Raw genomic sequence first — 25,645 nt, 5'->3', positions numbered from 1 at the left:
ACAAAACTTAATGAATAGTGTTCAGTTTTAAAGCAATACCCCCATAAAAATTTCTTGTTGCGGCTGTATTAAAATATCTGCCGTTTGCAGCATTCAGATCGTTGCCTAAACTATATTTCTGGTTCAGTATATTATCTGCTCCTAGGAAAATCTCAACCGGTACACCAGAGATGCGAAGATTTTTATAACCAACTTTAGCTTGAAGTAAGTGATAGTTTTTAGCGTAGACTGTATTGGCATCATTGAGTGGGATCGTTGACGTATAGTTGTGCGCTATAAACACATAAATATCTTTTGGCAGTTGCAGGTCCGCACTGCTCACCAATATATTCTTAGGCACACCCGTCAAGTCGTTTCCAGAATAACTGGTTGTCTTATCCTGATAATCTTTAAACTTAAATTTGCTCCATGTATAAGCTGTCTTAAGTTGCAGTCCCTTAACCCATCCATCAGATTCTGGAGAAATGATCCAGCAGGATATACTGGTTTCTAATCCCCATTGTCTGGTCCCTCCGGCATTAATGAAATATTCTGTATCGTTGTTGTCTAATCTTCTTACAATCGCATTTCTCAGGTTATAAAAGAAGCCGGTCACGTCGGCAAAGAATCTTTTATTCCAGCCCTCGTACCTGAAACCACTTTCATAATTCCATCCGTACTCTGGTTGCAGGTCCACATTAATGCTATTGTTTGAAGATCTTACTTCTGCAAGAGTTGGTGGAGAATAGCCTTTGCTAATGGAACTACGCAGAGATAAATGCTGGTCTAAGAGATAGGAGAGTGCAGCCCGGGGCATGAACTGTGTGTTAAACTGATTCGTTTTTTGACTGATTTCTATGGGGAAGCTGCTTCGATAGCGGTATTTATAGAGATTTCCACTTCCTGATAGTTCCAAGAGCCATTTGTTTAGGAAATCGAAGTCCATATGTAGAAACGCGACGTTGGATATAGCCTTTAGATGATCAGCAGCCTGTAATTTACCTGCAGTTCCGAAATTGTTGTCGGAGTTGTGGTAATCTGTGGAGGTTTCCATGCTTTCCAGTCCAAGGTCAAACTTCCAGTTCAGGTCTTTTAATTTTCTTTCATATTGTACATAGGTACGCAGGCCCAGTGTAAATTCTTTTCTGTGCTCATAATTGGTAATAAAGGGGTTTTTAAAATCGGTATAGGAACTAAATACGGAAGCTACGTGCTTAAATCCTTTGCTGATTTGCCAGTTGTTGGATAGCCCTCCATAAAGTGTTTTACTATAGATTGCTGCCTGCTGATCCGCCGCACTTTTAATTGCGCCCGCTGCAGGCCTGGATTGCTGCGGATTCTGGTCATTCTGAGCCTCGGTTAACCCTCCTGGGGTATCGTAATGCAGGTCTGAGTAAAAGAATAATGCCTTTGCACTAGCAACAGCCGAGTAATCCAGCTTCTGGAATAATTGTACATACTTACGGTCCATCGCACTGTGGTCGCGGTAACCATCACTATGCTGATAAGCCTGAACCAGGTTAAACTGATATTTCCCCAGATTTTTTCCAAATCCCAGGTTCTCCTGAAAAAGCCCAAAAGATCCACCCTGAAGTTTAAAATCCAGGGCTGTTTTTCCGCTTGTCAATTCTGCAGGGCTGATCAATACCACTCCTCCGGAGTTTGCGCCGTAAAGACTGCTTTGTGGGCCTTTGAGGATCTGTATCTGGCCAATAGCATTCACGTCGAGTGCATTCAGATAGGTATTTCCACCAGCGTCTGTTAAAGGGAAATCATCCAGATAGATTTTTATATTCCTGATTCCGAAAGGAGAGCGGAGTAAACTACCTCTGATAGATAGGCGGTAGCTGCCAGGAGAGCGTTCTTCCATTCGGATTCCTGGTAGGGTATTCATGGAGGGGACCAAACTGGTGCCTTGTTGCCGGTTGATTATAGTTGAGTCGAGCACAGCTATAGATCCCGTAGCCCTGAGTAGCGGTTGCGGGGAAAAATAGGGGCGGATAATGACTTCTTTTAATCTTTTTGTTGAATCCTGAATAGTTTGTGTATAACCGGAAAAAAACAGAAATAGAAAGAACAAAGTCAGGCACTTCTTCATAGCTTCAATATTAGTAAAGTTAATTCAAAAATCAGTGTACGATTTGAGCAAAATGCTATGGTGGAGATGAATTTTTTGGAAAATTCTGTACAGCTGCTTCAAGGCTAACGATATCAGGGGGGCTGAAGAAGCCCGCAGATCTCTGAGGCCTTTCTGCAGCGTACGAGAATTTTCCTTAGCAAATTGCAGAGGTAGGGAGGAGACCAGGCATAGTGGAGCTTTTTCTATTAGTTTTGGTTTGTGCCTGGTTGATTATTGATGTCATAGTGGTTAGTAGTAAATAAAAATTAAACAATAAAAATATAAGGAATAAATAAGGGTTAAACAGGTAGTTTATCCCTGTTTGGTCCCTGTTTAGAATAAGCCAATTGTTTATTTGGACTGGACCTTGACCGGACCTCTATGTGTGGAGATCTAAGCTTTTTGTTTTTTAATTTTCCTTGTAGTTTTTTAGGCCTGGCTATATGCTGGCGGATGGAATAACCGCTGGATTTATACGGGAAATCAGGCTATGCTCGAAATCCAGAAAAAAAGAAGGTGTAAGGGAGAAGGCCTTTTAAGGTTTGCGGGCTTTTTCTGCCCGCCTAAGCTTAAGCAGCCTTCGAACTTACCCTTCTTTTTTTTAAATTAATCCCCCTGCCTTTCAGATAAATTTGGCATCTGGTTTAAACAAAAAAAGGATGTCCCAAACGAGACATCCTTTTCCAAATAAAAGTTAACAGGAAATTATCCTAATCTGCTTTGCAAATTCTCATCAATTGCAGCAAGGAATTCTTCTGTATATAAGTAATCTTTACCATGTTCTACTTTGTTACCATGGATACAAACAGCTAAATCTTTAGTCATTTTGCCGCTTTCTACAGTTTCGATACAAACCTGCTCTAAAGTATGGCAGAATTTGATCAATTCCTGGTTGTTGTCTAATACACCACGGAATTCCAAACCTCTGGTCCATGCAAAGATAGAAGCAATAGGGTTGGTAGAGGTTGGTTTGCCAGCCTGGTGATCACGGTAGTGACGAGTCACCGTACCATGAGCCGCTTCAGCTTCCATTGTTTTGCCATCTGGAGTAACCAGTACAGAAGTCATCAAGCCTAATGAACCGAAACCCTGGGCAACAGTGTCCGATTGAACATCACCATCATAGTTTTTACAAGCCCAAACAAAGTTACCATTCCACTTCAAGGCAGAAGCCACCATGTCATCGATCAAACGGTGCTCATAAGTAATGCCAGCCTCAGCAAATTTAGCTTTAAAGTCGTTTTCATAGATCTCTTCAAAGATATCTTTGAAACGGCCATCATATTTTTTAAGAATGGTGTTTTTTGTAGATAAATATAGAGGCCATTTTTTGCTTAAAGCCTGGTTAAAACAAGCATTAGCAAAACCACGGATACTCTCATCTGTATTGTACATGGCCAAAGCAACACCATCACCTTTAAAATTGTAAACATCAAAAGACTGAACCTCGCCACCATCTTCAGGAGTGAAAGTTAAAGTCAGTTTACCTTTTCCTTTGGTTACCAAATCTGTAGCACGGTACTGATCACCAAAAGCATGACGGCCAATGCAGATCGGAGCGGTCCAGTTTGGAACTAAACGCGGAACATTGCTCATTACAATTGGTTCACGGAAAACAGTACCATCAAGGATATTACGGATGGTTCCGTTAGGTGATTTCCACATTTGTTTCAAATTAAATTCTTTAACACGTTGCTCATCAGGAGTGATGGTTGCACATTTAATCCCTACACCATATTTTTTAATGGCTTCAGCGGCGTCTATAGTTACCTGATCATCAGTTTCATCACGATACTCAATACCCAGGTCATAATATTTAATATCAAGATCTAAATAAGGAAGGATCAGTTTGTCTTTGATGAATTTCCAAATGATGCGGGTCATCTCGTCACCATCTAACTCTACAACGGGCTGGGCTACTTTAATTTTTTGTACAGACATATTATGGATTCAATTTTAATTGATTATAAAAAAACAAAGATATAAATTTTGAGTTTATAGCCTCGGTTTCCGGCAAATTCCGAAAACAATTAAAGATTTAATAACGTTATTATGATATAAAATTAAGCGTCATGAGTACAAACAGCAACAACACCGGCGGAAATCAAAAGTCGAATGGCAGGTTACATGGTTTTGAATTGGGGGAGACTAAAGATTTAAAGAACCTCTCCTATGATGAAGAGAAGAACAGTTTTGAGTACGATGTAAAAGGGAATGATAAAGAATACGATCATCCTTTACCTTATGATACAGCGGCTGCAAATGGGGGAGATGAAAATTCAGATTACGATGAAGCCAATCCCTATATAGGGGATGAATACGCTAAACCTGTAGATAAAGCAGAACAAGGTTTAGTCGACCTGGGAATGCATGTGGATAATGGCAGTATTGTAGAGGTGGAACCGGAAGATGAATTCCTGGCCAGAACGCCAGAAGATGATCGCCCGGATCTGGATGAAGAGGGCTATCCAATCAATGATGCAGCCCCGAAAAAATAAAGCTAGATAATATCGAGATTAAAACGTTTACGCATTTCTTCCAGCTGAGGATTCTTTTGTGCCAGATATTGATATTTTTCAATACTGGTATAAAGCCTGTTTTTGAGTTGGACCTCTATTTTTTTGGTTTTGATTTGTATGCTGAAGTTTTTAAGCTGTGACCTTAGAAAATTTAGAAAATAGACCATTTCTTCATGGAGCAGGCCTTCCTGTATTTTGTTTTCTATTAATACAGTGATCTCATGATGCTCCAGTATCGGTTCGTTGCTTGTCAATAATGTAAATATATTGATCTTGCCTTCATCCTTAGCTTTATGGGCATAACTGTTCCATAAAGACATCAGCTGCTCAAAGGTGAAAGGATCTTTTTCATGACCATCTATATATTTTGGCTCCTTGTTTTCTGCTTCCGAGGCCAGGCTTTCCAGCGAGGTTAAAGATGGAATTAGCGTGCCACCTGTCTTATTGACCAAAGGCTGAGGCTTTAAAACAATTTTATCTGTTTGCGTTACTGGTCTGGCCGGCTGAGCGGGTGTACTGATTGGTACTTGCGGTACCGGGACAGGTTTTTCAAGTGCTTTTGGAACGCTGCCTGCAGATGGAACAGCGACAGGTAGTTCAGTTTTTACATCAGTTTTTTTTTTAATCTGATCGTCAGTTAAAGAATTGGATGCCGGTAATTGAGCCAATTGCAATACTGAGGGGATGTGACACATTTTGATCAGCGCCAATTCGACTTGTAGTCGTTGATTCTTGCTGTTCTTATAAGAGAGATCACATTGATTGGCCAGATTCAGTGCCGTTAGAATAAAAGAGACTGAGGTTTGCTGGCTTTGGCTGATGTATTTTTGTTTGATGTTCTCGCTGACTTCAAGAAGCTTAACCGTCTGTGGATCTTTGCCCACCAATAGGTTTCTGAGATGGCTGGCCAGCCCGTTGATGAAATTATTGCCATCAAAACCATTGTTTAAGATCTCATCAAACAACACTAAAGACTGACTTACATTCGCAGAGGTCAGGTATTCTGTAAGTTTAAAATAGTAATCGTAATCCAGGATGTTTAAATTATCGATAACAGATTTGTAGGTGAGGTTTTTATTGGTATAACTCACAATCTGATCGAACATAGATAAGGCATCCCTTAATCCACCATCTGCTTTCTGCGCAATAATATGAAGGCCATCTGCTTCTACTGCAATATTTTCACGCTGAGCGATTTTATTCAGGTGGCTGGCAATATCTTCTACCTGAATGCGATTGAAATCGAAGATCTGGCAGCGGGACAATATGGTAGGCAGGATCTTGTGCTTTTCTGTTGTTGCAAGAATGAATATGGCATAAGATGGCGGTTCTTCCAGCGTTTTTAAGAATGCGTTAAAGGCATTTGCAGAAAGCATGTGAACCTCATCTATAATATAGATTTTGTATTTTCCGGCCTGTGGCGGAATTCTTACCTGGTCAATCAGGCTTCTGATGTCATCAACCGAATTATTGGAAGCAGCATCGAGCTCATGAAAATTAAAGGAATGTCCGGTTTGGAAAGAAATACAGGATTCACAGGTACCGCAGGCCTCCTGCTCCGGAGTTAAATTGGTACAATTGATGGTTTTTGCCAGGATACGGGCACAGGTCGTTTTTCCTACGCCCCTTGGCCCACAGAATAAAAAGGCCTGGGCCAGCTGGTTATTTTTAATGGCGTTCTTTAAAGTTCCGGTGATGTGGTGCTGTCCTACAACGGTTTCAAACGTTGCCGGGCGATATTTACGGGCCGATACTATAAAATTCTCCATTCGCCAACGAAATTATAAAATTTTTACCGAGCAAAAGATTTTTGTGGAAAATAAACGCGATCCTGTGCAAAACGAAATTCTGATTAGGAAATTTTAAGAGAAAAAGTATTTTTGCCCAAAAAACAACTATGAAACGCTTTCTTATTGGCCTGCTTATGGCTATTCCTGTGCTTTCTTTTGCACAATCTAATTTTCAAAAAGGCTATATCGTCATCAATAACCAGGATACCATCAAAGGATTTATTGATTATAAAGAGAGAAGTGCAAATCCATCTTCTTTTAACTTCAAGACAAATTTAAATGGCAAAACAAAGGTCTATAGCCTTAAAGAATGCTCAGCCTATGGCATTGACGGAATGGAATCCAGTGAACGTTATTTAGTCAAAATCAGTCAGAGCAAAGTGAATTTCAGCGATCTTTCCAACGGCCTTGATACCAGTTCGAAAACAGAGACCGTATTCCTGAAGGTTCTTCAGTCCGGGAAAAATATAACCTTGTTTTCATATGAGGATAAGATTAAAAAGAGATTTTTTATCAAAGAAAGCGCTGCGCCTGTACCTTACGAACTGATTCAGAATCTCTTTCTGGTACCAAATCAGGAAAGCGTTTTTGTGACCGATAACAAATATGCAAGGCAGCTCAGGGAAGTTACAGAAAAATTCAAAGTTGATATTTCTGAAGACAAACTAAAGTCACTGCGGTATTCAGGACCTGAGTTGGTGAAGCTGTCTTTCCGGATCAATGGCGAAACGGAGGTTAAAAATAAGTATAAACTGGTTAGGCTCTATGCCGGGGCTGGTTTGAGCGTCAGCAAGGTTTCCTTTCAGGGAGAACACCCTCTGGCTTTAAAAACAGCAATTGGTAAAAGTTCAGTAATGCCCGCATTCCAGGCAGGGATTGATATGTTTCTCAATCCGGCTATTGGAAAATTTATTTTCAGAACAGATCTTTCCTTTTTTAGCAGTAAGAATAAGGTGTCAGTTCATGAGCCGGTTACTGAATATATTTCTGATCAAAGCCAGGCCTTTGACCAGTTGTCTTTCACTCTGACTCCGCAGTTCATTTACAATTTTTATAATGCAAGCGCTTTAAAGATCTTTCTGGGTGGGGGACTGGGGTGTAATTTCTCCAAATATTCCAATGTGATTACCTCCAGATACAATTCATTCAGGAAAGAGCAAGAAATACAAGAGGACACATTCAAGCCAGAGAAATTTAATTTTTCCTTTCCGGTCTCTACCGGGATAGTTTTGAATAAAAAGATAGAACTTTCTGTGATGTATAGTCTTCCTACGTCCATTACAACCTATACGATGTTCAGTGCCTCTATGCAGAGATGGAAGTTTGGGGTTAATTACCTGTTCGGGAAACACTAAATCTTTTGATACTCTTTGCATTAATAGAAAATAATTAATACATTTGCAGCCCCGTTCGTAGCGGGAATTAAATTAAAAAAACAAATAACAATGAATCAGTACGAAACTGTTATCGTTCTAACCCCGTTGTTATCAGAAGAAGTAGCTAAAGAAACCATCGCAAAATTTAGCAAAATCATTTCTGATAGCGGAGCCGAAATTGTTCAAGAGGACAATTGGGGTTTGAGAAAATTAGCATATCCGATTGAAAAGAAAGCAAGCGGATTTTTCCACCTTACAGAATACAAATCTTCAGGTGAATTAATTAACAAGTTAGAGTTGGAGCTTAAACGCGATGAGCGTGTTTTACGTTTCTTAACTGTAAGATTAGACCGTCACGCGGTTGCTTACAACGAGAAAAAACGTAGCGGAGCTTTTAACAAAAAACCTAAAACGGAGGCTGCAGTATAATGGCAAAGGATCAAATACAATATGTTACCGCTCCAAAAGTGGACGATAACAGAAAAAAATATTGCCGTTTCAGAAAAAATGGTATTAAATATATCGATTACAAAGACGCAAACTTTTTGTTAAAATTCATCAATGATCAAGGTAAAATTTTACCTCGCCGTTTAACCGGTACTTCATTGAAATTTCAACGTAAAGTAGCTCAGGCTGTAAAACGTGCTCGTCACATCGGTTTATTACCTTTTGTTGCTGACCAATTAAAATAGGAACTGAGAGATGGAAATTATTTTAAAACAAGATATCAAATCCCTAGGGGAGAAAGATGATATCGTTACAGTAAAGCCAGGTTATGGTCGTAACTACCTGATTCCTCAAGGATTTGGTCAGTTGGCTACACCTTCAGCTAAAAAAGTATTGGCTGAAAACCTGAAGCAAGCTGCTTTTAAACAAGATAAAATTAAGAAAGATGCTGAAGGCATTGCTGAGCGTTTAACTGAGGTTAAATTGACAATCGGTGCTAAAGCTGGTGAGACAGGTAAGATTTTTGGTGCTGTAAACACGATTATGATTGCTGATGCATTGAAACAACAAGGTTTTGATGTTGATCGTCGCCGTATCACTTTCGAAACTGAGCCTAAATTTGTTGGTGAATATGTTGCCAACTTAAACTTGCACAAAGAAGTGAAAGTTAAAGTTCCTTTCGAAGTTGTAGCTGAGTAATCTTAATACAACATAAAAAAAAGCTTCCTGATTTTCAGGAAGCTTTTTTTTATGTCTTATTTTTGAATTTATCTTCGTCTTTTGCTTCTGGCTTCATCGATCATTTGTCTGATCTTCTTGATGTCGCTCTTAGAAAAGCCGCTCACTTCTACCTTATTTCCGTTCAGGAAAAGCCTTAGCGTAGAAAAACCGATCATAGGCGTGTCTACTTCAATGGAAGTAATGTCTTCGTAGTTAAGATATTTTGAATCTCCGCTGAATAATCCCGGTGATTTAATCTCAATACTGTTTTCTTCTAAATAAATCTCAGTCGGAAAAACCTTGTTGCCTTCTGAAAGACGGGATGCTGTAAACTTCATATCAATTTGTTGTCAGTTAAGACCTGGTTAATAGGGGCCTGTGTAAGCGCAAATTTAGAGAATTATTTAAGAACTTTGAGCGCAGCAAAGAAGGATTTATAAAGCGAATTGATGTTTTTCTTACCTTTGGGCAATGGCACAAAAAAAACGTTCGGCGGCAAAGACTAAATCACCTCTTGTAAAAAAAATAACTTCAATACTGAGCCGGATCCTGATCTGGTTTTTAAGTGTGAGTATCTTATGGGTATTGGCTTACCGTTTTATCAATCCACCAATTACCTTGCTGATGATTGAACGTAATATTGAACGGAAAACCGCAGGAAAGACCTTTAAGACCGATAAAAAGTGGATGCGTTTTGATGATATTTCAGACAATATGAAAAGGGCAGCTGTATCTGCCGAAGACCAGCTTTTTCTGAAGCATATGGGTTTTGATATTAAAGCAATTGAAAAAGCCTACGAAAGCAATGAAAAAGGGAAAAAAGTAAAAGGAGGAAGTACCATTTCTCAACAAACCGCTAAAAATGTATTCCTTTGGCCCGGACGTTCCTGGATCCGTAAGGGATTTGAAGCCTATTTTACCTTGCTGATTGAGGTGCTGTGGAGCAAAGAACGGATATTGGAAGTTTACTTGAACGTAATAGAAATGGGTGATGGGATCTATGGTGCTGAGGCCGCTTCCCAGGCTTACTATGGTAAATCCTGCAGCTCGTTAAGCCGTGCCGAGGCCGCATTGATTGCCGCTTGTTTTCCAAATCCTTTACGCTGGACACCGGCACACCCAACCCGCTATATTCAGCACCGTCAATATCTGATCATGCGAAACATGCGAAGATTGGGGCCTCTTGACTTCTAATTCATTAATATAAATATTTACAATTTTTTGAACTAGTCCTGCACACTCTGGTGGTTGTATATGAAGATATACCTCTTCGGATTCATGGTGTCTTTTCGTATTTCTTTCTTTAAGGAGTAAGGGTAAAATGGAGGCAAGTTGTCCTATTGTAAATGCATTTATATTAAATTTCTTTTATGCCCTTGTTGTTAAGATTGTTGCGTGTATCCCCTTTTTTTAAGGCCTCTTCCTCTTGTCGTTGGAGCTTTTATCCAAGTCCTGTTATAGATTGCCGACTCGTCCTTCTGCTATTATTCTTTTTTTCTACCCTGAAGGTTACAGGGCAAATCATTACGGTGACAGGTACCATTAAAGATAAGGTAACCAAGCAAGCCATCCCTTCGGTAAGTGTAGTTCTCGCAGGCGTTCCTGGTGGCGTGGTCTCTGATCCTGATGGGCGTTTCAAAATCAGCACGGGGAAGGCAGTAAAAGTTATCAGGTTTTCTGCAATAGGATTTAAAACCCAGGAACATTCTCTGGGGCATTCTTTAACGGAAAATCTACTGATCGAACTTGAAGAAAATGCCCAGCAGCTGGAAGGGGTAAATATTCAGGCCAGTCAACGGCCCCGCTATAAAAACCGGGGCAATGAAGCTGTGGAGTTGATTCGGAAAGTGATTGCACATAAAGAACAGAATATTGGTCCTTCAAACCAGGAAATAAGTTTCAGGCAGTATGAAAAATTGAATCTGTCGATCAGTATACCAAATGAATTGAGATCAAAATCTTCCCTTTTAAGCAAATTTCCTTTTTTAGCGAAAACGGCAGATACTATTCTTCAGCCTGGAAAAACGCTGGTTCCTGTTTTTATGCAGGAAAAGTTAAGCCAGCATATCCGGAAGGAACAAGCGGATAAGGATAAAGTGAAGTTTTTAGACCGTAAGGAATCCAGGATTGATCAATATTTTGATGAAGATGGTATTGATCAATACCTGGAAAGGATTTATCAGCCTATAGATATTTATGAACACGATATCGGCCTTGGAGGGCAGAAATTTCTGAGCCCGGTGGCTCCACTGGCGCCTGAGTTTTATAAATATTTCATTATAGATAGCCTGAAGCGTGATGGAGTGCCTGTAGTACACCTGATGTTTAGCCCCAGAAATAAGCAGGACATCCTGTTTATGGGAGAACTTTATATTAGCCTGGATGGTCGTTATGCGGTTCAGCACGCCAGTCTGTCTATCAACAAGGAGATCAATCTCAATTGGGTTAAGGATCTTCAGATTAAGGTCAGTTATGCATCTGCCCTGGATGGTAAATACCATATCTCTAAAAGTGTAATGGCCATGGATCTCGGTCTATTTAAAGGGAAGTACAGTATTTTTGGAGAAAAGACTATTTTAAACGACGACTACCGGATTGGTTTGGCCGTGCAAGATTTGGAAGATTTCCCAGGTTCCGGAACAAGTGCTCAAAACCTTCCTTTTAGCCGGCCTGAAGAATTGTCTCCGCTGGAAAAAAATGCTTATAAGAATATCGACAGCTTAAAGCAATCTTCCAGGTTCAAGACCATGATGGGATTTACCGCCTTTGTCTTGTCGGGATATCAGAAGGTAGGCTTTATTGATATCGGCCCTGTTGGGTCATTTTATAGCTTTAACCATGTAGAGGGTCGGCGGTTCAGGATTAGTGGGCGGACAAATGATGACTTTAGTCAGAAAGTGGTACTGGAAGGGCATCTTGCTTATGGCCTTCGTGACGAGCAATGGAAATATGCTTTGGGTGCCACCTATTCTTTTAAACCTTCAGGCGTTTACCAATTTCCCGTAAGTACTTTTACACTTAGGCATAGCTATGAGACTCAAATTCCGGGGCAGGATCTGAATTTTATAGAGGATGACAACTTTTTGCTGTCGTTTAAAAGAGGTTTAAATGATAAATGGCTGTATAACCGAAAATGGTCTGCAGAATATTTTCAGGAAACTAAAGATCACTTCTCTCTGCGCGCCGGCTACAGGAACCAGGAACTTGATCCTGCGGGCGGATTGGTTTTCAGGACAGCGAATGAGGAAGACAGGATTGTCAAAAGTATCCAGCTTTCTGAATTTGTGACAGAGTTGCGATGGGCACCTCATGAGCAGTTTTACCAGGGCAAGCGTTTTCGCAGGCCTATAAGAAATGAGTTCCCCATATTTACATTACGAGCAGGCGCGGGTTTCAAAGGTCTCCTTGGCGGTGATTACAACTACCAGAACCTTTCTCTGAATATTTTTAAGAGGTTATATGTGGCTCCATTTGGACATTCCGACCTGATGCTGGAAGGGGGAGCTGTTTTTGGTAAGGTACCTTTTCCCTTGCTGGTGATTCACCGGGCGAATCAGACCTACGCCTATCAGCCGCAATCCTATAATCTGATGAATTTTATGGAGTTTATGAGCGATCGTTATGCCAGTTTGCATATTGATCATGCCTTTAACGGATTCTTTTTTAACAAAATCCCTCTGGTTAAAAAGCTGCAGCTTCGTGAAGTTGCCTCGTTCAAAATTTTGTATGGTGGTATTTCAGCCAAGAACCTGCCACAAAATGATCCTGATCTTTTTCGTTTTCAGCGCGATCGCGAAAACAGGCAAACTTCTTTTGCACTGGATCGGACACCTTATATGGAAGGCAGCATTGGTATTTCAAACATCTTTAAAATTCTTCGTGTTGACTATGTGCGGAGATTTACCTACCTGGATCACCCGGATGTACCCAAATGGGGAATTAGGGCCAGGATACATGTGGATTTCTGATTCGGTTTTCCTATCTTCAGAAGCAAATATGCTTTTTGAAGAAGATGACCGTAAGTTCTGGGAACAAATGCGACTGGGCGACAAGCAGGCGCTATTTGAATTGTACAACCTCATGTACTTTCATTTGATCCGTTATGGCTTGAAAATACATCCCGACCACGAACTGGTTAAAGATGCGGTCAATCAGATATTTTTGAACATATGGGAAAAACGCTCCCGTCTTCCACAGGTAGACCATGTTAGATCTTATTTGATGACCACGCTAAAAAGGTGTATCCTCGACCAGATCTTTTACCAGGATCGTACCAATAATGCCCTGAGTAAAATGATTGCGGAGGAAGAAGAACTGCCTTATGAGGAGATTCTGATTCGTGTGCAGCAGGATGATGATCTGAAAAAGAAACTAGGCCTGGCTATTCAGCAGCTCAGCCCAAGGCAGATGGAATTGGTCCGGCTGAAATTTTTCGAGGGATTGAGCTATGAGCAAATCGCAGAGCGGACTTCTCAAACTATAAAAACTTCTTATAATACCATTTATGATGCCATTAAAGTGCTTAGAAGGCTGCTGAAGTAAGTGCCATAAAAAAAACAAAAAATTCCTTAGGAAAAATATAGGATTTCTCCGTCTGTATAGTAAAGCCTCTTGCTATGCAAATTCCAGAAGATAATTTTAATGTAGAAGACCTTGTTTGTAGCGAATCTTTCCAGCGTTATTGCCTCGGGACGGACTTGAAAGATGAATTGTTCTGGAAAGAGTGGCTTATCCGTTTGCCACATAAGCTTCCTGAAGTAGCAGAAGCCAGACGTCTGGTTCATCTGTTGAATGCAGAGCAGGGCAATCGGGCAGCGCAACTGGAACAATTAAAGGAAGGTTTAACTCAAAATGGGATTTTTAAAGAGCATTTTATGACCGAAGGTGAATCGGAACCAGCTGCTTTAGTAACAACACGCATCAGAAGCGGTTCTTTTTATTGGTATTCTGGTATCGCTGCCGCCATCCTGATGGCCTTTATATTAGTTTATCTTTTCCGTCATCCCTTTGAAAATCAGATCAGCAATATTTATCAGGGAGGAGAACGCTTTTCTTCTGGAAAAGCATTACGGAAAACGATTGTACTTAAAGATGGCACTGTCATTACCCTGGCCAGGGAAAGTGCTATCAGTCTTTTGAAAGATTTTGATCAGGAAAACCGAGAACTTTGGTTAAATGGTGAAGCTTTCTTTGACGTTAAGCACGACTCCGCACACCCTTTTATTGTACATACTGCTTTTAACGACATCAAAGTCCTCGGGACTTCTTTTAATGTAAAAGCTTACCAGGGGTCAAAATCTATGGAAACTGCACTGATCCGCGGAAGTGTACGTATAGATTCCAGGCAACTTCCGGGCTATTTTGTGGTGCTAAAGCCTAATCAGAAGCTGCTGACCAGGTATTTGCCGGAGCAGCATTCGGAGGCAGCGGTTAAGAAGGCGTATAAAATATCAGAACTACAAACTAAAGGCTTGTCAAAGGAGCCGGAAGAGATCCAATGGATTAAGAAACGACTTGATATCGATAACCTTCCACTTTCTGTTATTGCCAGAAAACTTCAGGATTGGTATGGAATTCAAATCGTTATTGCAGATGAGGAGGTCGGAAACTACCATTACTCAGGTGTTTTTGAAAACGAAACTATTTTGAAAACACTGGAGGCCCTGCAACTATCTTATCCTTTCCATTTCAGAACAGAAAGCAACCGTATTGTGTTGACAAAATAACCCAAACTAACCACAACCAAACCAAACAACTATGAGAAAACACCTACTTTTAGAACAATTTGGTCAATATTCCTTAACCAGCAGGATATGGCTAAGTATCAAAATCACAGGCTGTATGCTGCTCTTCTTAGGCATGCAGGTTTCTGCTGCCGGATTTGCCCAGCAGAAAATCACTTTAAAAGCAAGCGGAACAAGTGTTAAAGTCTTGCTGAAAGCGATAGAAAAACAAACGGAGTATCGTTTTGTGTACAGTAACAATACCGAGGCCATCAATAACAAGACCTCATTGGACGTGAGAGAGGTTTCCCTGGAGGAGGCACTGGGTCAGATCCTTAAGGACACACGGCTTACCTATAGCCTAAAGGAGAGTAACCTTGTCGTCATTTATCCAACCTTGCCTCAGGAGAGAAAAGATGTAGTGATCACCGGGAAAGTCGTGGACGAAACCGGTCTTCCTCTGCCTGGGGTTTCGGTAAAGGTTTCAGGTTCCACTGTGGCCGTTGCCACAGATGTAAATGGTCAGTATTCGATACGGATAGCTGATGCGGCGGCCAGCCTTGAGTTTTCTTTTATAGGTTATACCCGGCAGGTCCAGCAAATTGGTGCAAGGAAGGTGATTGATGTTGTCCTTAAAACCGACAGTCAGAGTCTGCAGGAAGTAACGGTGACAGGATACACCAATTACAAGAAAGAACAATCGGCTTCTTCTTCTTCTCTGGTTACGGGAAAAGAAATGAGCCAGGTGCCGTTATCTACCTTTGATCAGATTTTACAGGGCAGGGTACCTGGATTACAGGTGTCTTCTGGTTCCGGACAACCGGGTACGAGTGCTACAGTGATTTTAAGGGGTGTAGGTACCATTAACGGAACCACCTCCCCACTGTATATTGTAGATGGCGTGCCTATAGAAGCCGATTATTTTCAAACCTTAAATCCTTCTGATTTTGAATCGGTGACGGTTTTGAAAGATGCGACCTCCAAAGCGCAGTATGGTTCTAAAGGCGCAAATGGGGTGATTGTCATCACCACTAAAAAGGGGAAATCTGGCAAAGTTCAGTTCAATTATAAATCCCAGTATGGAATTTCAAAGCTGACCTCACCAAAATTTGACATGATGAACACCACGCAACGCCTGCAGTTTGAAGAAGAGGTTGGCCGGGAAACCGGATCCGATATTGGGCCAGGCTGGACATTCTCTAAGAACAATCCGGATTATGCCACAAAGACAACGGCTGAAAAACAGCGCGCAGATTTTATCCTGGATAGCATTGGAAAGATCAATACCAATTGGAAAGATATCTTTTTTCGCACAGGTAAATTTATGGAACAGCAGGTAGATGCCAGTGGTGGAAATGAAAATGTACGTTTTTACAGTTCCCTGAATTATTATAAACAAGATGGAATAGCGGTGAGGTCAGGGCTTCAGCGCTACTCTTTGAGAAACAATGTGGATTTTAATGCAGGTAAGTTTTCTGGAAGTATCAATACCAGCCTGGGTTATTCTGAGTCTAGTTATATAGAACGGGAAGGTTCAAGCAGGGGTGTCAATCCTTTGGCGGCCCTTTTCTATGCTTTGCCTTATGAAAATCCATATGCTTCAGACGGAACTCTGGTACATTATGGCAATGAAGATCAGTACGAAATCTACGATCAGAGAGAGGGAAGCAATGCACTGGAAAGGATGTTGAATACCACAAGTAAGGACAACCAGTACAAAACCTTGCTGAGCGCTTCTTTAAACTATAAGATCACACCTGAACTGACAGCGAAGACCAGACTGGGGATAGATTTCAGAGAAACGACCACAGAGAATTCAGTTAATCCGGATTCTTATTCCGGATCGAACGAAAATGGGGAAAAGGGAAGTTTTGGTGAAGGCTTAAAACGTAATTTCTCCATGATCTCTACATCTGGATTAACTTACCAGAAAACGATAGACAAACACAATTTTGAACTGACAGCGCTCTATGAAATTACAAAACAACATTACCGTAATTTCGGCTACAAGGCTTATGGTATAGACCCCCGCTTACAGGGAACACCGGCAGGTGCCACTCCAGGGACGTCTGACAATAATTTTATTCCCGAATTTAGTGGAGGACGTACCAGAAATGCATTGATCTCCTATATTGCTTTGGGAAGATATACCTTTGATGACCGGTATACCTTAAATGCCAGTTACCGTTATGACGGTTCTTCTACTTTACCTGCCAAAAACAGATGGCATGGATTTTATTCGCTGGGTGCAGCCTGGAATATGAAGAAAGAAAACTTCCTGGCTTCAAATGAGTTGATCAATGACCTGCGGTTCAGGGTAAGTTACGGTACTACAGCCAGTCCTTTTCCCGGTAATTTCACGTATTTGTCTACCTATTCTACCACTACTTATGGAGGGAACAGCGGGATTTATCCTTATGCCTATGGAAATGCAAACTACGACTGGGAATATGCCAAGGATTTTAATGCCGGGTTTGATCTCGACATCTGGAACAACCGTATCCATTTAACCACAGATGTATACAGTAAGGTGACCAAAAACCTTTTCCTGGATCTTCCGGTATCCCTGACTTCGGGTGTTGATGTATTAAATCTGAATGCTGGTTCGATGCGTAACAGAGGGGTTGAAGTTGACTTTAAAGTAGATGTGATCCGCAACACAGACCTGAAATGGAATGTTGGTTTTAATTTTGCCTACAACCAAAACCGGGTAACTTCTTTGGGCGGGTCGGAGGGCTTTGAGCTGCACGACTCCGAATTTGTACAGGTAGGCCTGCCATTCGGTTCGCAATATGCACCCAAATGGGCAGGTGTGGATCCTCAGACGGGAGATCCTTTATATTATACCAAAGAGGGTGTTAAAACAACCGATTATAACGCGACCACCATGAGCGTGGCTCAGTTTGGCTCGCTTTATCCCCCGTTTACAGGAGGCTTTAATACCATGTTAAATTATAAAGGACTATCATTAACGGCCTTGTTCAGTTTTGCAAATCATGTGTACCGTTATAATAATGAAGATTATTACAATGAAAACCCAAGTTTTGCAACCAGTAACCAATCGGTTAGAATGTTGTACGACAGATGGGAAAAACCTGGTGATCAGGCTCTGCTGCCAAGGTTTGATGCCAAAAGGAGCTACTCTTCAAAAGATATTCAGGATGCTTCATACATCAGGCTCAGAAATGTAAACTTAAGTTATGCGTTTCCGAAGTCTTTGCTTTCCCGCACTAAATTTATCAGTGGGGTGAGCGTATTCGTTCAAGGTAGTAACTTACTGACCTGGACAAAATGGAAGGGTTTTGATCCGGAAGACAGTAATGGCGAGGCCATGTTTGATTATCCGAATTCCAGAACCTACACCCTTGGTTTAAATGTTAATTTCTAATCCTGCGATCATGTTAAACAACAATAAATTCTTTCTTTACACTGTAATCTTGATTGGTATTGTGGTGTCTTCCTGCAGTAAGGAACTGGATATCCAGCCCACTGATACCATTGATGATGCCAAAGCTTATCAGACTGTAGCTGATTTGAACAGTGGCTTGTTAGGTGCATATGCCTCACTTAGCGGAACAACCATAACCAATGTATCTCTAACTTCTGACGAATGTACCTTGCCTGGAGAAAACAGTACTGGCCGTGGTGTGGCCACTTACCGCTGGCAATACGATGGCAGCAGCGGAACGATCACTGCGGGATGGGCCTATGGATATGTGACCATAGACCGGGTTAACCGCGTTTTGAACTATGTGGATAAAGTGAGTTCTAAACCGGCAGATGCGGGGATCAAGAACCAATACAAAGGAGAACTTTTGGCTTTACGCGCCTATAGCCATTTTGAATTGCTTAGGAATTTTGCCTCTAAATATGAAGCTTCGGCAATGGGTGTTCCCTATATGGAAACTTCGGTGGTTTCTAAGCCTTCCAGACTGAGTTTTAGTGAAACGGTGGCCAAGATTAAGGCTGACTTGCTTGCTGCAAAATCACTGATTCCGTCTTCGTTTACCGACAATACAAGAATTACATTACAAGCTGTTTCCGCCATTCAGGCACGTGTAGCCATATATGAGAAAAACTGGGATGATGCTGTAAAATACAGTACAGAGGTTATTAATGCGACTCCGCTTGCCAGCAGCAATACATTTACTGGCATTTGGACGGATGCGAGCAATGACGAAGTGATCTGGAAACTTAAAAGGGTAGAAAGTGATTCGGAACGTCTGGGCGATTTTTATTATGACATCAAAAACATTGTATTATATGCGCCTGCTTTTGAACTGATCAATACCTATGACAAAGTTAATGATGTACGGTACAGAGCCTATATTAAATTTGACAATACCCGTGGGATTGGTAAATCTAATTACATGGTCAATAAATATCTTTCTGGAAGTTCCGGTCTGCCAAACCTAACAGATATTAAATTGTACAGAACAGGAGAGATGTACCTGATCCGGGCGGAAGCTTATGCACAGAAAAACAGTCTGGATCTTGGCGCGGCAGATTTAAATGCTTTACGTTCAGCTCGTATTGATGGTTATGCCTCCGTTAATTTTGCAGATAAAGCAACGTTGCTCAATACTATTCTGTTGGAAAGATATAAAGAACTGCCTTTTGAAGGGCATCGCTTTTTTGATTTGAGGCGTAACAATTTACCGATTACCAGAGAGCCTGCCGATGCGACCAATGCACTTGGTGCAGTTACTTTATCGCCTGGGACTAAAGAATACGTTTATCCAATCCCTAATGCAGAAATCAGAGCCAATTCCAATATGATCCAGAACCCATTGTATTAAACTAAAGAATATGAAATTGAAATTCAGTTATTGTTTTGTGGTACTCTTATTATGTACTTGCCTGACCACTTATGCGCAGCAAAAATATGTAATGGTGATCCACGGCGGCGCAGGGACGATCCTTAAAAAGAACATGACGCCTGAAAAAGAAGCTGCTTATACAGCTGCTTTGACCCTGGCGCTTCAAAAAGGCTATGAACTGATCAAAGCCGGTAAGACCAGTTTAGATGCGGTAGAAGCTGCAATTCATGTGTTGGAAGATTCTCCTTTGTTTAATGCAGGCAAAGGTGCAGTTTTTACACACGATGGCAGGAATGAAATGGATGCAGCGATCATGGATGGTAAAACGTTGATGGCTGGTGCAGTGGCAGGAGTGACCGTGATCCGTAATCCAATTAGTGCAGCAAGGGCAGTGATGGAGAAATCTGAACATGTGATGATGGTTGGTCCCGGAGCGGAAGCTTTTGCGAAACAGGCGGGATTGACGATTGTTGATCCTAAATATTTCTTTACTGAAGAGCGCTGGAAAGGATTGCAGGAAGCTATTAAAGAGGATTCTGTAAAAGCGGTGCTCGATCATGGAAGTAAAAAATCTATGAAACTGGGGACCATCAACAGAGATTATAAATTTGGAACAGTAGGCGCTGTGGCACTAGACCATATGGGGAATCTGGCCGCAGGTACCTCTACAGGAGGGATGACCAATAAGAAATATGGAAGGGTTGGTGATTCTCCCATCATTGGCGCAGGGACCTATGCCAATAACGAAACCGCAGGGATTTCCTGTACCGGTTGGGGAGAATTCTATATCCGTAATGTTGTAGCGCATGATATCTCAGCGATGATGGAGTATAAGAAAATGTCTGTATCAGACGCATCAAAGGCTGTGCTGGACAAAGTAGGGAAAATGGGAGGTGATGGTGGACTAATTGCTATGGACAGAAAGGGAAATGTAGCTATGCCATTCAATACCGAAGGAATGTACAGGGGAACAGTTACTGCAGAGGGTAAAATAGAAATTCAAATCTATAAATAAACAGACAGATGAATTATAGAATTTTCAGGCCACTTATTCTGGCTGTCCTATTGTTATTCATTGGAGCAAAAGGCTGGGCACAATCCGGTACTGCGGCTAAAGGCAACCTTTTTATTGTTGGTGGGGGGCTTCGTTCGGCAGAACTGGTTCAAACGCTGATTAAAACAGCCGGGTTAAAAGAGAAAGATTACATGATCGTACTTCCTATGTCGAGTGGGGAACCGGAAGCTTCTTTCAAATCTATTTCCAAACAGCTGTCGGCAGCTTCCGTTAATGCTATTGGCTGCCTGAATTTTGATGCATCTACAGTCAATAACCAGCAATGGCTGGATTCTTTAAAAGGAGCAAAGCTGATTTTTATTACTGGAGGCGACCAGAATCGTTTTATGAAGGTTGTTCTGCATACCCCGGTGTATAAAGCCATCCACCAGGCTTATCAAAACGGCGCTACCGTTGCGGGTACAAGTGCAGGGGCGGCTGTGATGAGTAAGTATATGATTACCGGTGAGCAATTGCTTGGCGATACCACTTATCATGCGACGTTTGATAAGTTATGGGATGGAAATGTAGAATTCGAAGAAGGTATGGGGCTGGTTGAAACAGTGATTATTGACCAGCACTTTATGAAACGGAGCCGCTACAATAGATTATTATCGGCCTTAAACGCTCATCCGGATTTCGACTGTATTGGTATAGATGAAGATACTGCCATCATCATCCATGGGAAAACAGTTAAAATTGCCGGCACCAGCCAGGTCTTAAGGATAGCAGACCCGGTTAACTTAAAGGCAGACAAAAATCACCTGATTAAAATGGATGGCCTCAAATTTTCCATTTATACACAAGGAGATCAGTTTAAACTCAAATAATCAAAATTGCTGGTTACAACAGATGTGCAAACAGCGTGTTGTGCCAGCTTTTTTCAAAAGGTACCTCCCATTTGGTCTCAAATTCTTCCAGGGTTTGAACCAGGTTATTGAATACAATGGTTTTGGGTCCGATCTTTTTGATATTGACCAGTGTTTCGAAATCTTCTTTATTGTTGACTGCTACTCTTCCGTCAATTTTGAAAGCCATATTGAACCGGTTGAACAGATCAACCTTATAGGTTTGCTCGATGTCTTTCAATACGCGTACAGAAGCATCAATAGAGCACCCGGTTACCCCGGCTGAGGCTTCATCTACAGTGATAACAATAAAAAAATTGTAAATAACCTCTGCTTTTGCTTTTAGCTGATGGCCATGTGCCTTCCATTGCTCAGTAAAGGCATTCAGTTGTTGTTGAATTGCGGCAACCTCTGTGCTGCTAAATTCACGGTCGCTTTGGTAAACCCAAACTTTAGATTGTGGAGAAAAACTCATACTACAAATTTAACATTTTATTTAAATTAGGATAAGTAAATGCCTGACGCAATGAAAAAGTTTACAATAAACTTAAAATCAGTGGTATTAGCTTGTTCAGGGCTGGTTTTGTGTGCCTTTTGTGCATCAAACCTGATCGATGAAGAGGCGCTGTATGTTCAGAAGAAATTAACAGATCATTATGACATCAGCCATCAGGGTGCAGATGTTAAGCAATATGAGCTCTATGTTACCAACAATGGGTTTTGCAGGTATAAGCGACATTTCAACAATGGAAAGATAGAATATTTTTCTTTCAACTTCAGTAAATTTAAAGACCTGGATTATTATGGCACTGTAAAAAACGGACGTTTATTTATGCGGACCAGCGGTGAAGATGTTATTGTACAAACCTATAATGACAAAAAAGGAGATATCGACAGTATGGCTTCCTTTCTCTCTATCCCGCTGAAGGATATGGAACCTGAAGATCTTGCAGAAGTGTCGGCGCGTTTTCACCGGATGAATGTCCAACTGGCTGCCCGATAGTAAAAACAGGGCTCTCTTCATATCTGGATGCTACCACAACCTGGGTGCCATGGGCATGAAGGTTGAATAGCTCCTGAACCAGCTCGGGGGCGTTATTGTCCCGGGAAAGGTGAGCCAGCAGTAAATGAGACATATGGGCAGGCTTATGTTCCAGGAAAAGTGCCAGTGCCTGTCTATTGGATAAGTGGCCCTGTCCGCCGCTAATGCGTCTTTTTAGATAGTAGGGATAACTTCCCTGATGAAGCATATCTTCGTCGTAGTTGGCCTCCAGAAAGGCTGCATGGCATTGCCTAAAGTGGTGTATCAACTGTTCACAAACAACACCGAGATCAGTGAATATCCCAACTCTGGTTTCGCCGCAAGCCACCATAAAACTATGTGGTTCTGCTGCATCATGAATTTTTGGAAAAGAGCTGATGCTCAGGTTGCCAATATGAATAGTTTGTGCTCCACTTAGCGGCCTGATCAGGTCATCTTTTAGTTTTAGTTTACAATTTAATAAGGTTCCTGCGGTAATATAAACCGGAAGCTGGTATTTTTTTGCCAGAACAGTCAGTCCTCTGATGTGATCGGAGTGTTCATGGGAGATGAAAATAGCCTTAATGCTATGCATGGATAATCCCAGCCGGTTCATTCTGATCTCTGTTTCCTTGCAGGAAATACCGGCATCGATTAAAACGGCCTCTTCATGATTTCCCACATAGTAGCAGTTTCCGTTACTTCCGGAATTCAGGGAAGTTATAAAGAGCGTATTACAATCCATTTGCTCTGGCTGTTATTTCTGCGATGTCCAGGACCTTTACATTTTCTGACTGGTCCTTCAATTTCACACCATCACTCAGCATCGTCATACAGAAAGGGCAGGATGCAGCGACGATTTGTGGATTGGTTTCCAATGCTTCCTCAATGCGTTCGATATTGATGTCCTTATTGCCTTTTTCGGGTTCTTTAAACATCTGGGCGCCACCTGCACCGCAACAAAGACCATTAGATTTACAGCGTTTCATTTCGACAAGCTGGGCATCCAAGACCTCCAGGGCCTTGCGGGGTGCTTCATATACATCATTTCCACGGCCCAGATAACAAGGGTCATGATAAGTGATCTTTTTGCCCTTGAAACTTTCGCCACCTTCAGCTTTCAGCTTTCCTTCGTCTATCAATTGCTGTATAAGCTGGGTATGATGGATTACTTCATAGCTGCCGCCCAATCCCGGATATTCATTTTTTATCGTGTTAAAGCAATGCGGGCAGCCGGTTACAATTTTTTTGATGTTGTAGCCGTTCAATACCTCAATATTGGTCATTGCTTGCATCTGGAACAGGAATTCATTGCCTGCGCGTTTAGCAGGGTCTCCTGTGCAACTTTCTTCCGTACCTAATACGGCATATTTTAAACCAACATGATGTAGGATCTTACAGATATCACGGGTAGTTTTCTGTGCGCGTTCATCATAGCTGCCGGCACAGCCTACCCAAAATAAAATCTCTGGTTCTTCGCCTTTGGCTATTAGTTCTGCCATTGTTGGCACTTCAAAGTTTAATTGCTCGCTCATCTTCAGCTCTTTTAGTTTTCTTTAGCCCAGTTCAAACGATCTGCAGGAGAATATTTCCAGGGCGCACCGTTATTTTCAATATTACCCATCATCGCATTTAAGCTTGCAGGAGACTGAGATTCTTCCATTACGGCATATCTTCTCAGTTCGGTGATAATGGCCAGTGGATCGATATTGATCGGGCAGGCATTGGTACAGGCATTACAACTGGTACAAGCCCAAATTTCTTCCCGGCTAATATAAGTATCTAATAAAGATTTACCATCATCAAATCCATTTCCAGACTTATCTATGTTTTTTCCAACTTCAGTTAACCTGTCGCGGGTATCCATCATGATCTTTCTTGGTGAAAGTAATTTGCCGGTAATGTTGGCCGGGCATACCGAAGTACAGCGGCCACATTCAGTGCAGGTATAAGCATTCATCAGATTAACCCAGCTCAGGTCATTTACATCCTTAGCGCCAAAACGTCCAGGTTCTGCTGGCTCCGGTGTAAAAGACGGATCCAGCATGGCTTTCACCTCATTGGTTACACTTTGCATATTGCTGAATTCGCCTTTTGGCTCCAGATTGGAGAAATAAGTATTTGGAAAGGCAAAAAGAATATGGAAATGTTTTGAATAGGGTAAATAATTCAGGAAGGCCAGAATACCAATGATATGGAACCACCAGCAGCCGCGTTCAATGGTCACCAGGGAAGAAGCACTATCCGGTAATAGATTTTGAAGGAACTGGCTCACGGGAAAAGCACCTGCGGTCACGTAATGTCCGTAGCCCAATGCTTGTAATTTCGCATCGGCAGCATTCATCGTCAAAAAAGCAGTCATCAACAGGATTTCTGTGATCAGGATATAATTTGCATCTGATTTAGGCCAGCTGGTCATCTCTACACCACTGAATCTTTTTAGCTTAAGTACATTTCTGCGGATTAAAAACAATGCACAGGATATCCAAACGCCTAAAGCGAGAAATTCAAATGCCCCAATAAGGACATTGTATAAGCCACCGAGGCCATGAAAGATTCTATGGGTACCGGCTACTCCATCGATCATGATTTCCAGCACTTCTATGTTTACAATAACAAAGCCTGCGTATACCAATAAGTGGAGAAAAGCAGGAATAGGACGGAAGAACATTTTCGTCTGACCAAAGGCCACCTTAAGCATGGTCATCAATCTTTTTTGCGGTTGATCTGAACGGTCCGCTGGCTTACCGAGGCGAATGTTGCGGACCACTTTTTTTGCATTATAGCTGAATAAGGCTACAGCAGCAATAAAGAGGGCTATAAACAGGATTTGTGCTATCATTCTTCAATATCTTTGGTCACGCTAAGTTAAGCTAATTCACGTAAAACAAGATTATTATGCATGCATAAAATGTGAAATTTAGAAGAGTTTTAAATAAAATTCGGCCTATAGTTGTTGTTGCCCAATTAAATAGTTAAAATCAGGAGGCTTAAAAATTCTTAAAATTTACAATTAACCGATGTATGAAATGACTGGATCTATTTGATCCAGACATACCGGTTGGTGGTGCACTTTGGACACCAATAGATTCTTACCGGCAGAAAACCCAGCACATGTTTTAAAAAAAAGGAGCGTGGCACCTGATAGTGGAAATCTGTTCCACACTTACGGCATTTATGATCCTGGTAACCCATATTGTTTTGTTAAGAGCTAGAAACGTTATTTAAA

The 25,645-nt window shown here is 41.4% G+C and carries 22 protein-coding genes; 14 read left to right on the top strand and 8 right to left on the bottom strand.

All coding sequences use genetic code 11. From position 1 onward, the window contains the following. Positions 1-7 precede the first annotated feature (7 nt). Both DBR11_RS01380 and DBR11_RS01375 read right to left on the bottom strand, forming a co-directional pair. Positions 8-2,077 (bottom strand): TonB-dependent receptor, encoded by a 2,070-nt coding sequence (locus DBR11_RS01380; protein WP_108549811.1) that lies wholly within the window; start codon positions 2,075-2,077, stop codon positions 8-10. A 726-nt stretch (positions 2,078-2,803) separates the two neighbouring features. After that, complete coding sequence (locus tag DBR11_RS01375; protein ID WP_108549810.1) at positions 2,804-4,039, bottom strand: NADP-dependent isocitrate dehydrogenase; 1,236 nt, start codon at positions 4,037-4,039, stop codon at positions 2,804-2,806. 131 nt (positions 4,040-4,170) lie between these two features. Here DBR11_RS01375 and DBR11_RS01370 point away from each other — a divergent pair, with 131 nt between their 5' ends. Continuing rightward, positions 4,171-4,596, top strand: a complete 426-nt coding sequence (locus DBR11_RS01370; RefSeq protein ID WP_108549809.1) for a hypothetical protein — start codon at positions 4,171-4,173, stop codon at positions 4,594-4,596. Positions 4,597-4,598: 2 nt separating this feature from the next. On the opposite strand, the gene DBR11_RS01365 is transcribed toward DBR11_RS01370, so the two are convergent. After that, positions 4,599-6,386: a DNA polymerase III subunit gamma/tau gene (locus DBR11_RS01365; RefSeq protein ID WP_108549808.1), complete on the bottom strand. Its 1,788-nt coding sequence runs from the start codon at positions 6,384-6,386 to the stop codon at positions 4,599-4,601. Between the two features lie 128 nt (positions 6,387-6,514). Between DBR11_RS01365 and DBR11_RS01360 the strand changes: the two genes are divergently transcribed. The 4 genes from DBR11_RS01360 (at position 6,515) to rplI (ending at position 8,929) form a co-directional block, all read left to right on the top strand. Next, positions 6,515-7,762, top strand: a complete 1,248-nt coding sequence (locus DBR11_RS01360) for an outer membrane beta-barrel protein (RefSeq protein WP_108549807.1) — start codon at positions 6,515-6,517, stop codon at positions 7,760-7,762. Positions 7,763-7,852: 90 nt separating this feature from the next. After that, positions 7,853-8,212, top strand: a complete 360-nt coding sequence (gene rpsF / locus DBR11_RS01355) for a 30S ribosomal protein S6 (RefSeq protein WP_108549806.1) — start codon at positions 7,853-7,855, stop codon at positions 8,210-8,212. Further along, positions 8,212-8,475, top strand: a complete 264-nt coding sequence (gene rpsR / locus DBR11_RS01350) for a 30S ribosomal protein S18 (RefSeq protein ID WP_012780908.1) — start codon at positions 8,212-8,214, stop codon at positions 8,473-8,475. Before rpsF ends, rpsR begins: the two co-directional genes overlap by 1 nt. Positions 8,476-8,485: 10 nt before the next feature. Further along, the gene (gene rplI, locus DBR11_RS01345) at positions 8,486-8,929 is read left to right on the top strand and encodes a 50S ribosomal protein L9 (protein ID WP_108549805.1); all 444 of its coding nucleotides are present in this window, start codon (positions 8,486-8,488) and stop codon (positions 8,927-8,929) included. Between the two features lie 68 nt (positions 8,930-8,997). Here rplI and DBR11_RS01340 read toward each other — a convergent pair whose 3' ends face one another. Beyond that, positions 8,998-9,288 carry a hypothetical protein gene (locus tag DBR11_RS01340; RefSeq protein WP_108549804.1) on the bottom strand — a complete coding sequence of 97 codons (291 nt, stop codon included), beginning with the start codon at positions 9,286-9,288 and terminating at the stop codon, positions 8,998-9,000. A gap of 133 nt (positions 9,289-9,421) precedes the next feature. Here DBR11_RS01340 and mtgA point away from each other — a divergent pair, with 133 nt between their 5' ends. The 8 genes from mtgA (at position 9,422) to DBR11_RS01300 (ending at position 21,377) form a co-directional block, all read left to right on the top strand. Continuing rightward, positions 9,422-10,144 carry a monofunctional biosynthetic peptidoglycan transglycosylase gene (gene mtgA / locus DBR11_RS01335; RefSeq protein ID WP_108549803.1) on the top strand — a complete coding sequence of 241 codons (723 nt, stop codon included), beginning with the start codon at positions 9,422-9,424 and terminating at the stop codon, positions 10,142-10,144. Positions 10,145-10,320: 176 nt separating this feature from the next. Continuing rightward, a complete protein-coding gene (locus DBR11_RS01330; protein ID WP_108549802.1) occupies positions 10,321-12,918 on the top strand; it encodes a DUF5686 and carboxypeptidase-like regulatory domain-containing protein in 2,598 nt (865 codons plus the stop codon). Continuing rightward, complete coding sequence (locus DBR11_RS29460) at positions 12,839-13,492, top strand: RNA polymerase sigma factor (RefSeq protein ID WP_233260608.1); 654 nt, start codon at positions 12,839-12,841, stop codon at positions 13,490-13,492. Before DBR11_RS01330 ends, DBR11_RS29460 begins: the two co-directional genes overlap by 80 nt. 74 nt (positions 13,493-13,566) lie before the next feature. Next, positions 13,567-14,676: a FecR family protein gene (locus DBR11_RS01320; RefSeq protein ID WP_108549800.1), complete on the top strand. Its 1,110-nt coding sequence runs from the start codon at positions 13,567-13,569 to the stop codon at positions 14,674-14,676. A gap of 31 nt (positions 14,677-14,707) precedes the next feature. Then, positions 14,708-18,061 (top strand): SusC/RagA family TonB-linked outer membrane protein, encoded by a 3,354-nt coding sequence (locus DBR11_RS01315; protein ID WP_233260607.1) that lies wholly within the window; start codon positions 14,708-14,710, stop codon positions 18,059-18,061. A gap of 10 nt (positions 18,062-18,071) precedes the next feature. After that, positions 18,072-19,472 (top strand): RagB/SusD family nutrient uptake outer membrane protein, encoded by a 1,401-nt coding sequence (locus DBR11_RS01310; protein ID WP_108549849.1) that lies wholly within the window; start codon positions 18,072-18,074, stop codon positions 19,470-19,472. A 10-nt stretch (positions 19,473-19,482) separates the two neighbouring features. Then, entirely contained in the window at positions 19,483-20,508 is a 1,026-nt protein-coding gene (locus tag DBR11_RS01305) for an isoaspartyl peptidase/L-asparaginase family protein (protein WP_108549799.1), read from the top strand. Positions 20,509-20,516: 8 nt separating this feature from the next. Beyond that, positions 20,517-21,377 (top strand): cyanophycinase, encoded by an 861-nt coding sequence (locus tag DBR11_RS01300; RefSeq protein WP_108549798.1) that lies wholly within the window; start codon positions 20,517-20,519, stop codon positions 21,375-21,377. 13 nt (positions 21,378-21,390) lie between these two features. Here DBR11_RS01300 and DBR11_RS01295 read toward each other — a convergent pair whose 3' ends face one another. Then, positions 21,391-21,870: an ABC transporter ATPase gene (locus DBR11_RS01295; RefSeq protein WP_108549797.1), complete on the bottom strand. Its 480-nt coding sequence runs from the start codon at positions 21,868-21,870 to the stop codon at positions 21,391-21,393. Between the two features lie 51 nt (positions 21,871-21,921). Here DBR11_RS01295 and DBR11_RS01290 point away from each other — a divergent pair, with 51 nt between their 5' ends. Next, a complete protein-coding gene (locus tag DBR11_RS01290; RefSeq protein WP_108549848.1) occupies positions 21,922-22,398 on the top strand; it encodes a hypothetical protein in 477 nt (158 codons plus the stop codon). Here DBR11_RS01290 and DBR11_RS01285 read toward each other — a convergent pair. The 3 genes from DBR11_RS01285 to DBR11_RS01275 are packed head-to-tail and all read right to left on the bottom strand — an operon-like array spanning position 22,310 to position 25,258. Further along, the gene (locus DBR11_RS01285) at positions 22,310-23,161 is read right to left on the bottom strand and encodes an MBL fold metallo-hydrolase (protein ID WP_108549796.1); all 852 of its coding nucleotides are present in this window, start codon (positions 23,159-23,161) and stop codon (positions 22,310-22,312) included. The genes DBR11_RS01290 and DBR11_RS01285 overlap by 89 nt on opposite strands. Beyond that, the gene (locus DBR11_RS01280) at positions 23,151-23,951 is read right to left on the bottom strand and encodes a (Fe-S)-binding protein (RefSeq protein WP_108549795.1); all 801 of its coding nucleotides are present in this window, start codon (positions 23,949-23,951) and stop codon (positions 23,151-23,153) included. The genes DBR11_RS01285 and DBR11_RS01280 overlap by 11 nt, the downstream gene beginning before the upstream one ends. An 11-nt stretch (positions 23,952-23,962) precedes the next feature. Beyond that, on the bottom strand, positions 23,963-25,258 hold the full coding sequence (locus tag DBR11_RS01275) for a 4Fe-4S dicluster domain-containing protein (protein WP_108549794.1): 1,296 nt from the start codon (positions 25,256-25,258) through the stop codon (positions 23,963-23,965). Positions 25,259-25,645: the final 387 nt, after the last annotated feature.

Origin of the sequence: Pedobacter sp. HMWF019, from assembly GCF_003061025.1 — a bacterium.
Classification (GTDB): domain Bacteria; phylum Bacteroidota; class Bacteroidia; order Sphingobacteriales; family Sphingobacteriaceae; genus Pedobacter.
This window is presented reverse-complemented; position numbering and strand designations above follow the sequence as displayed.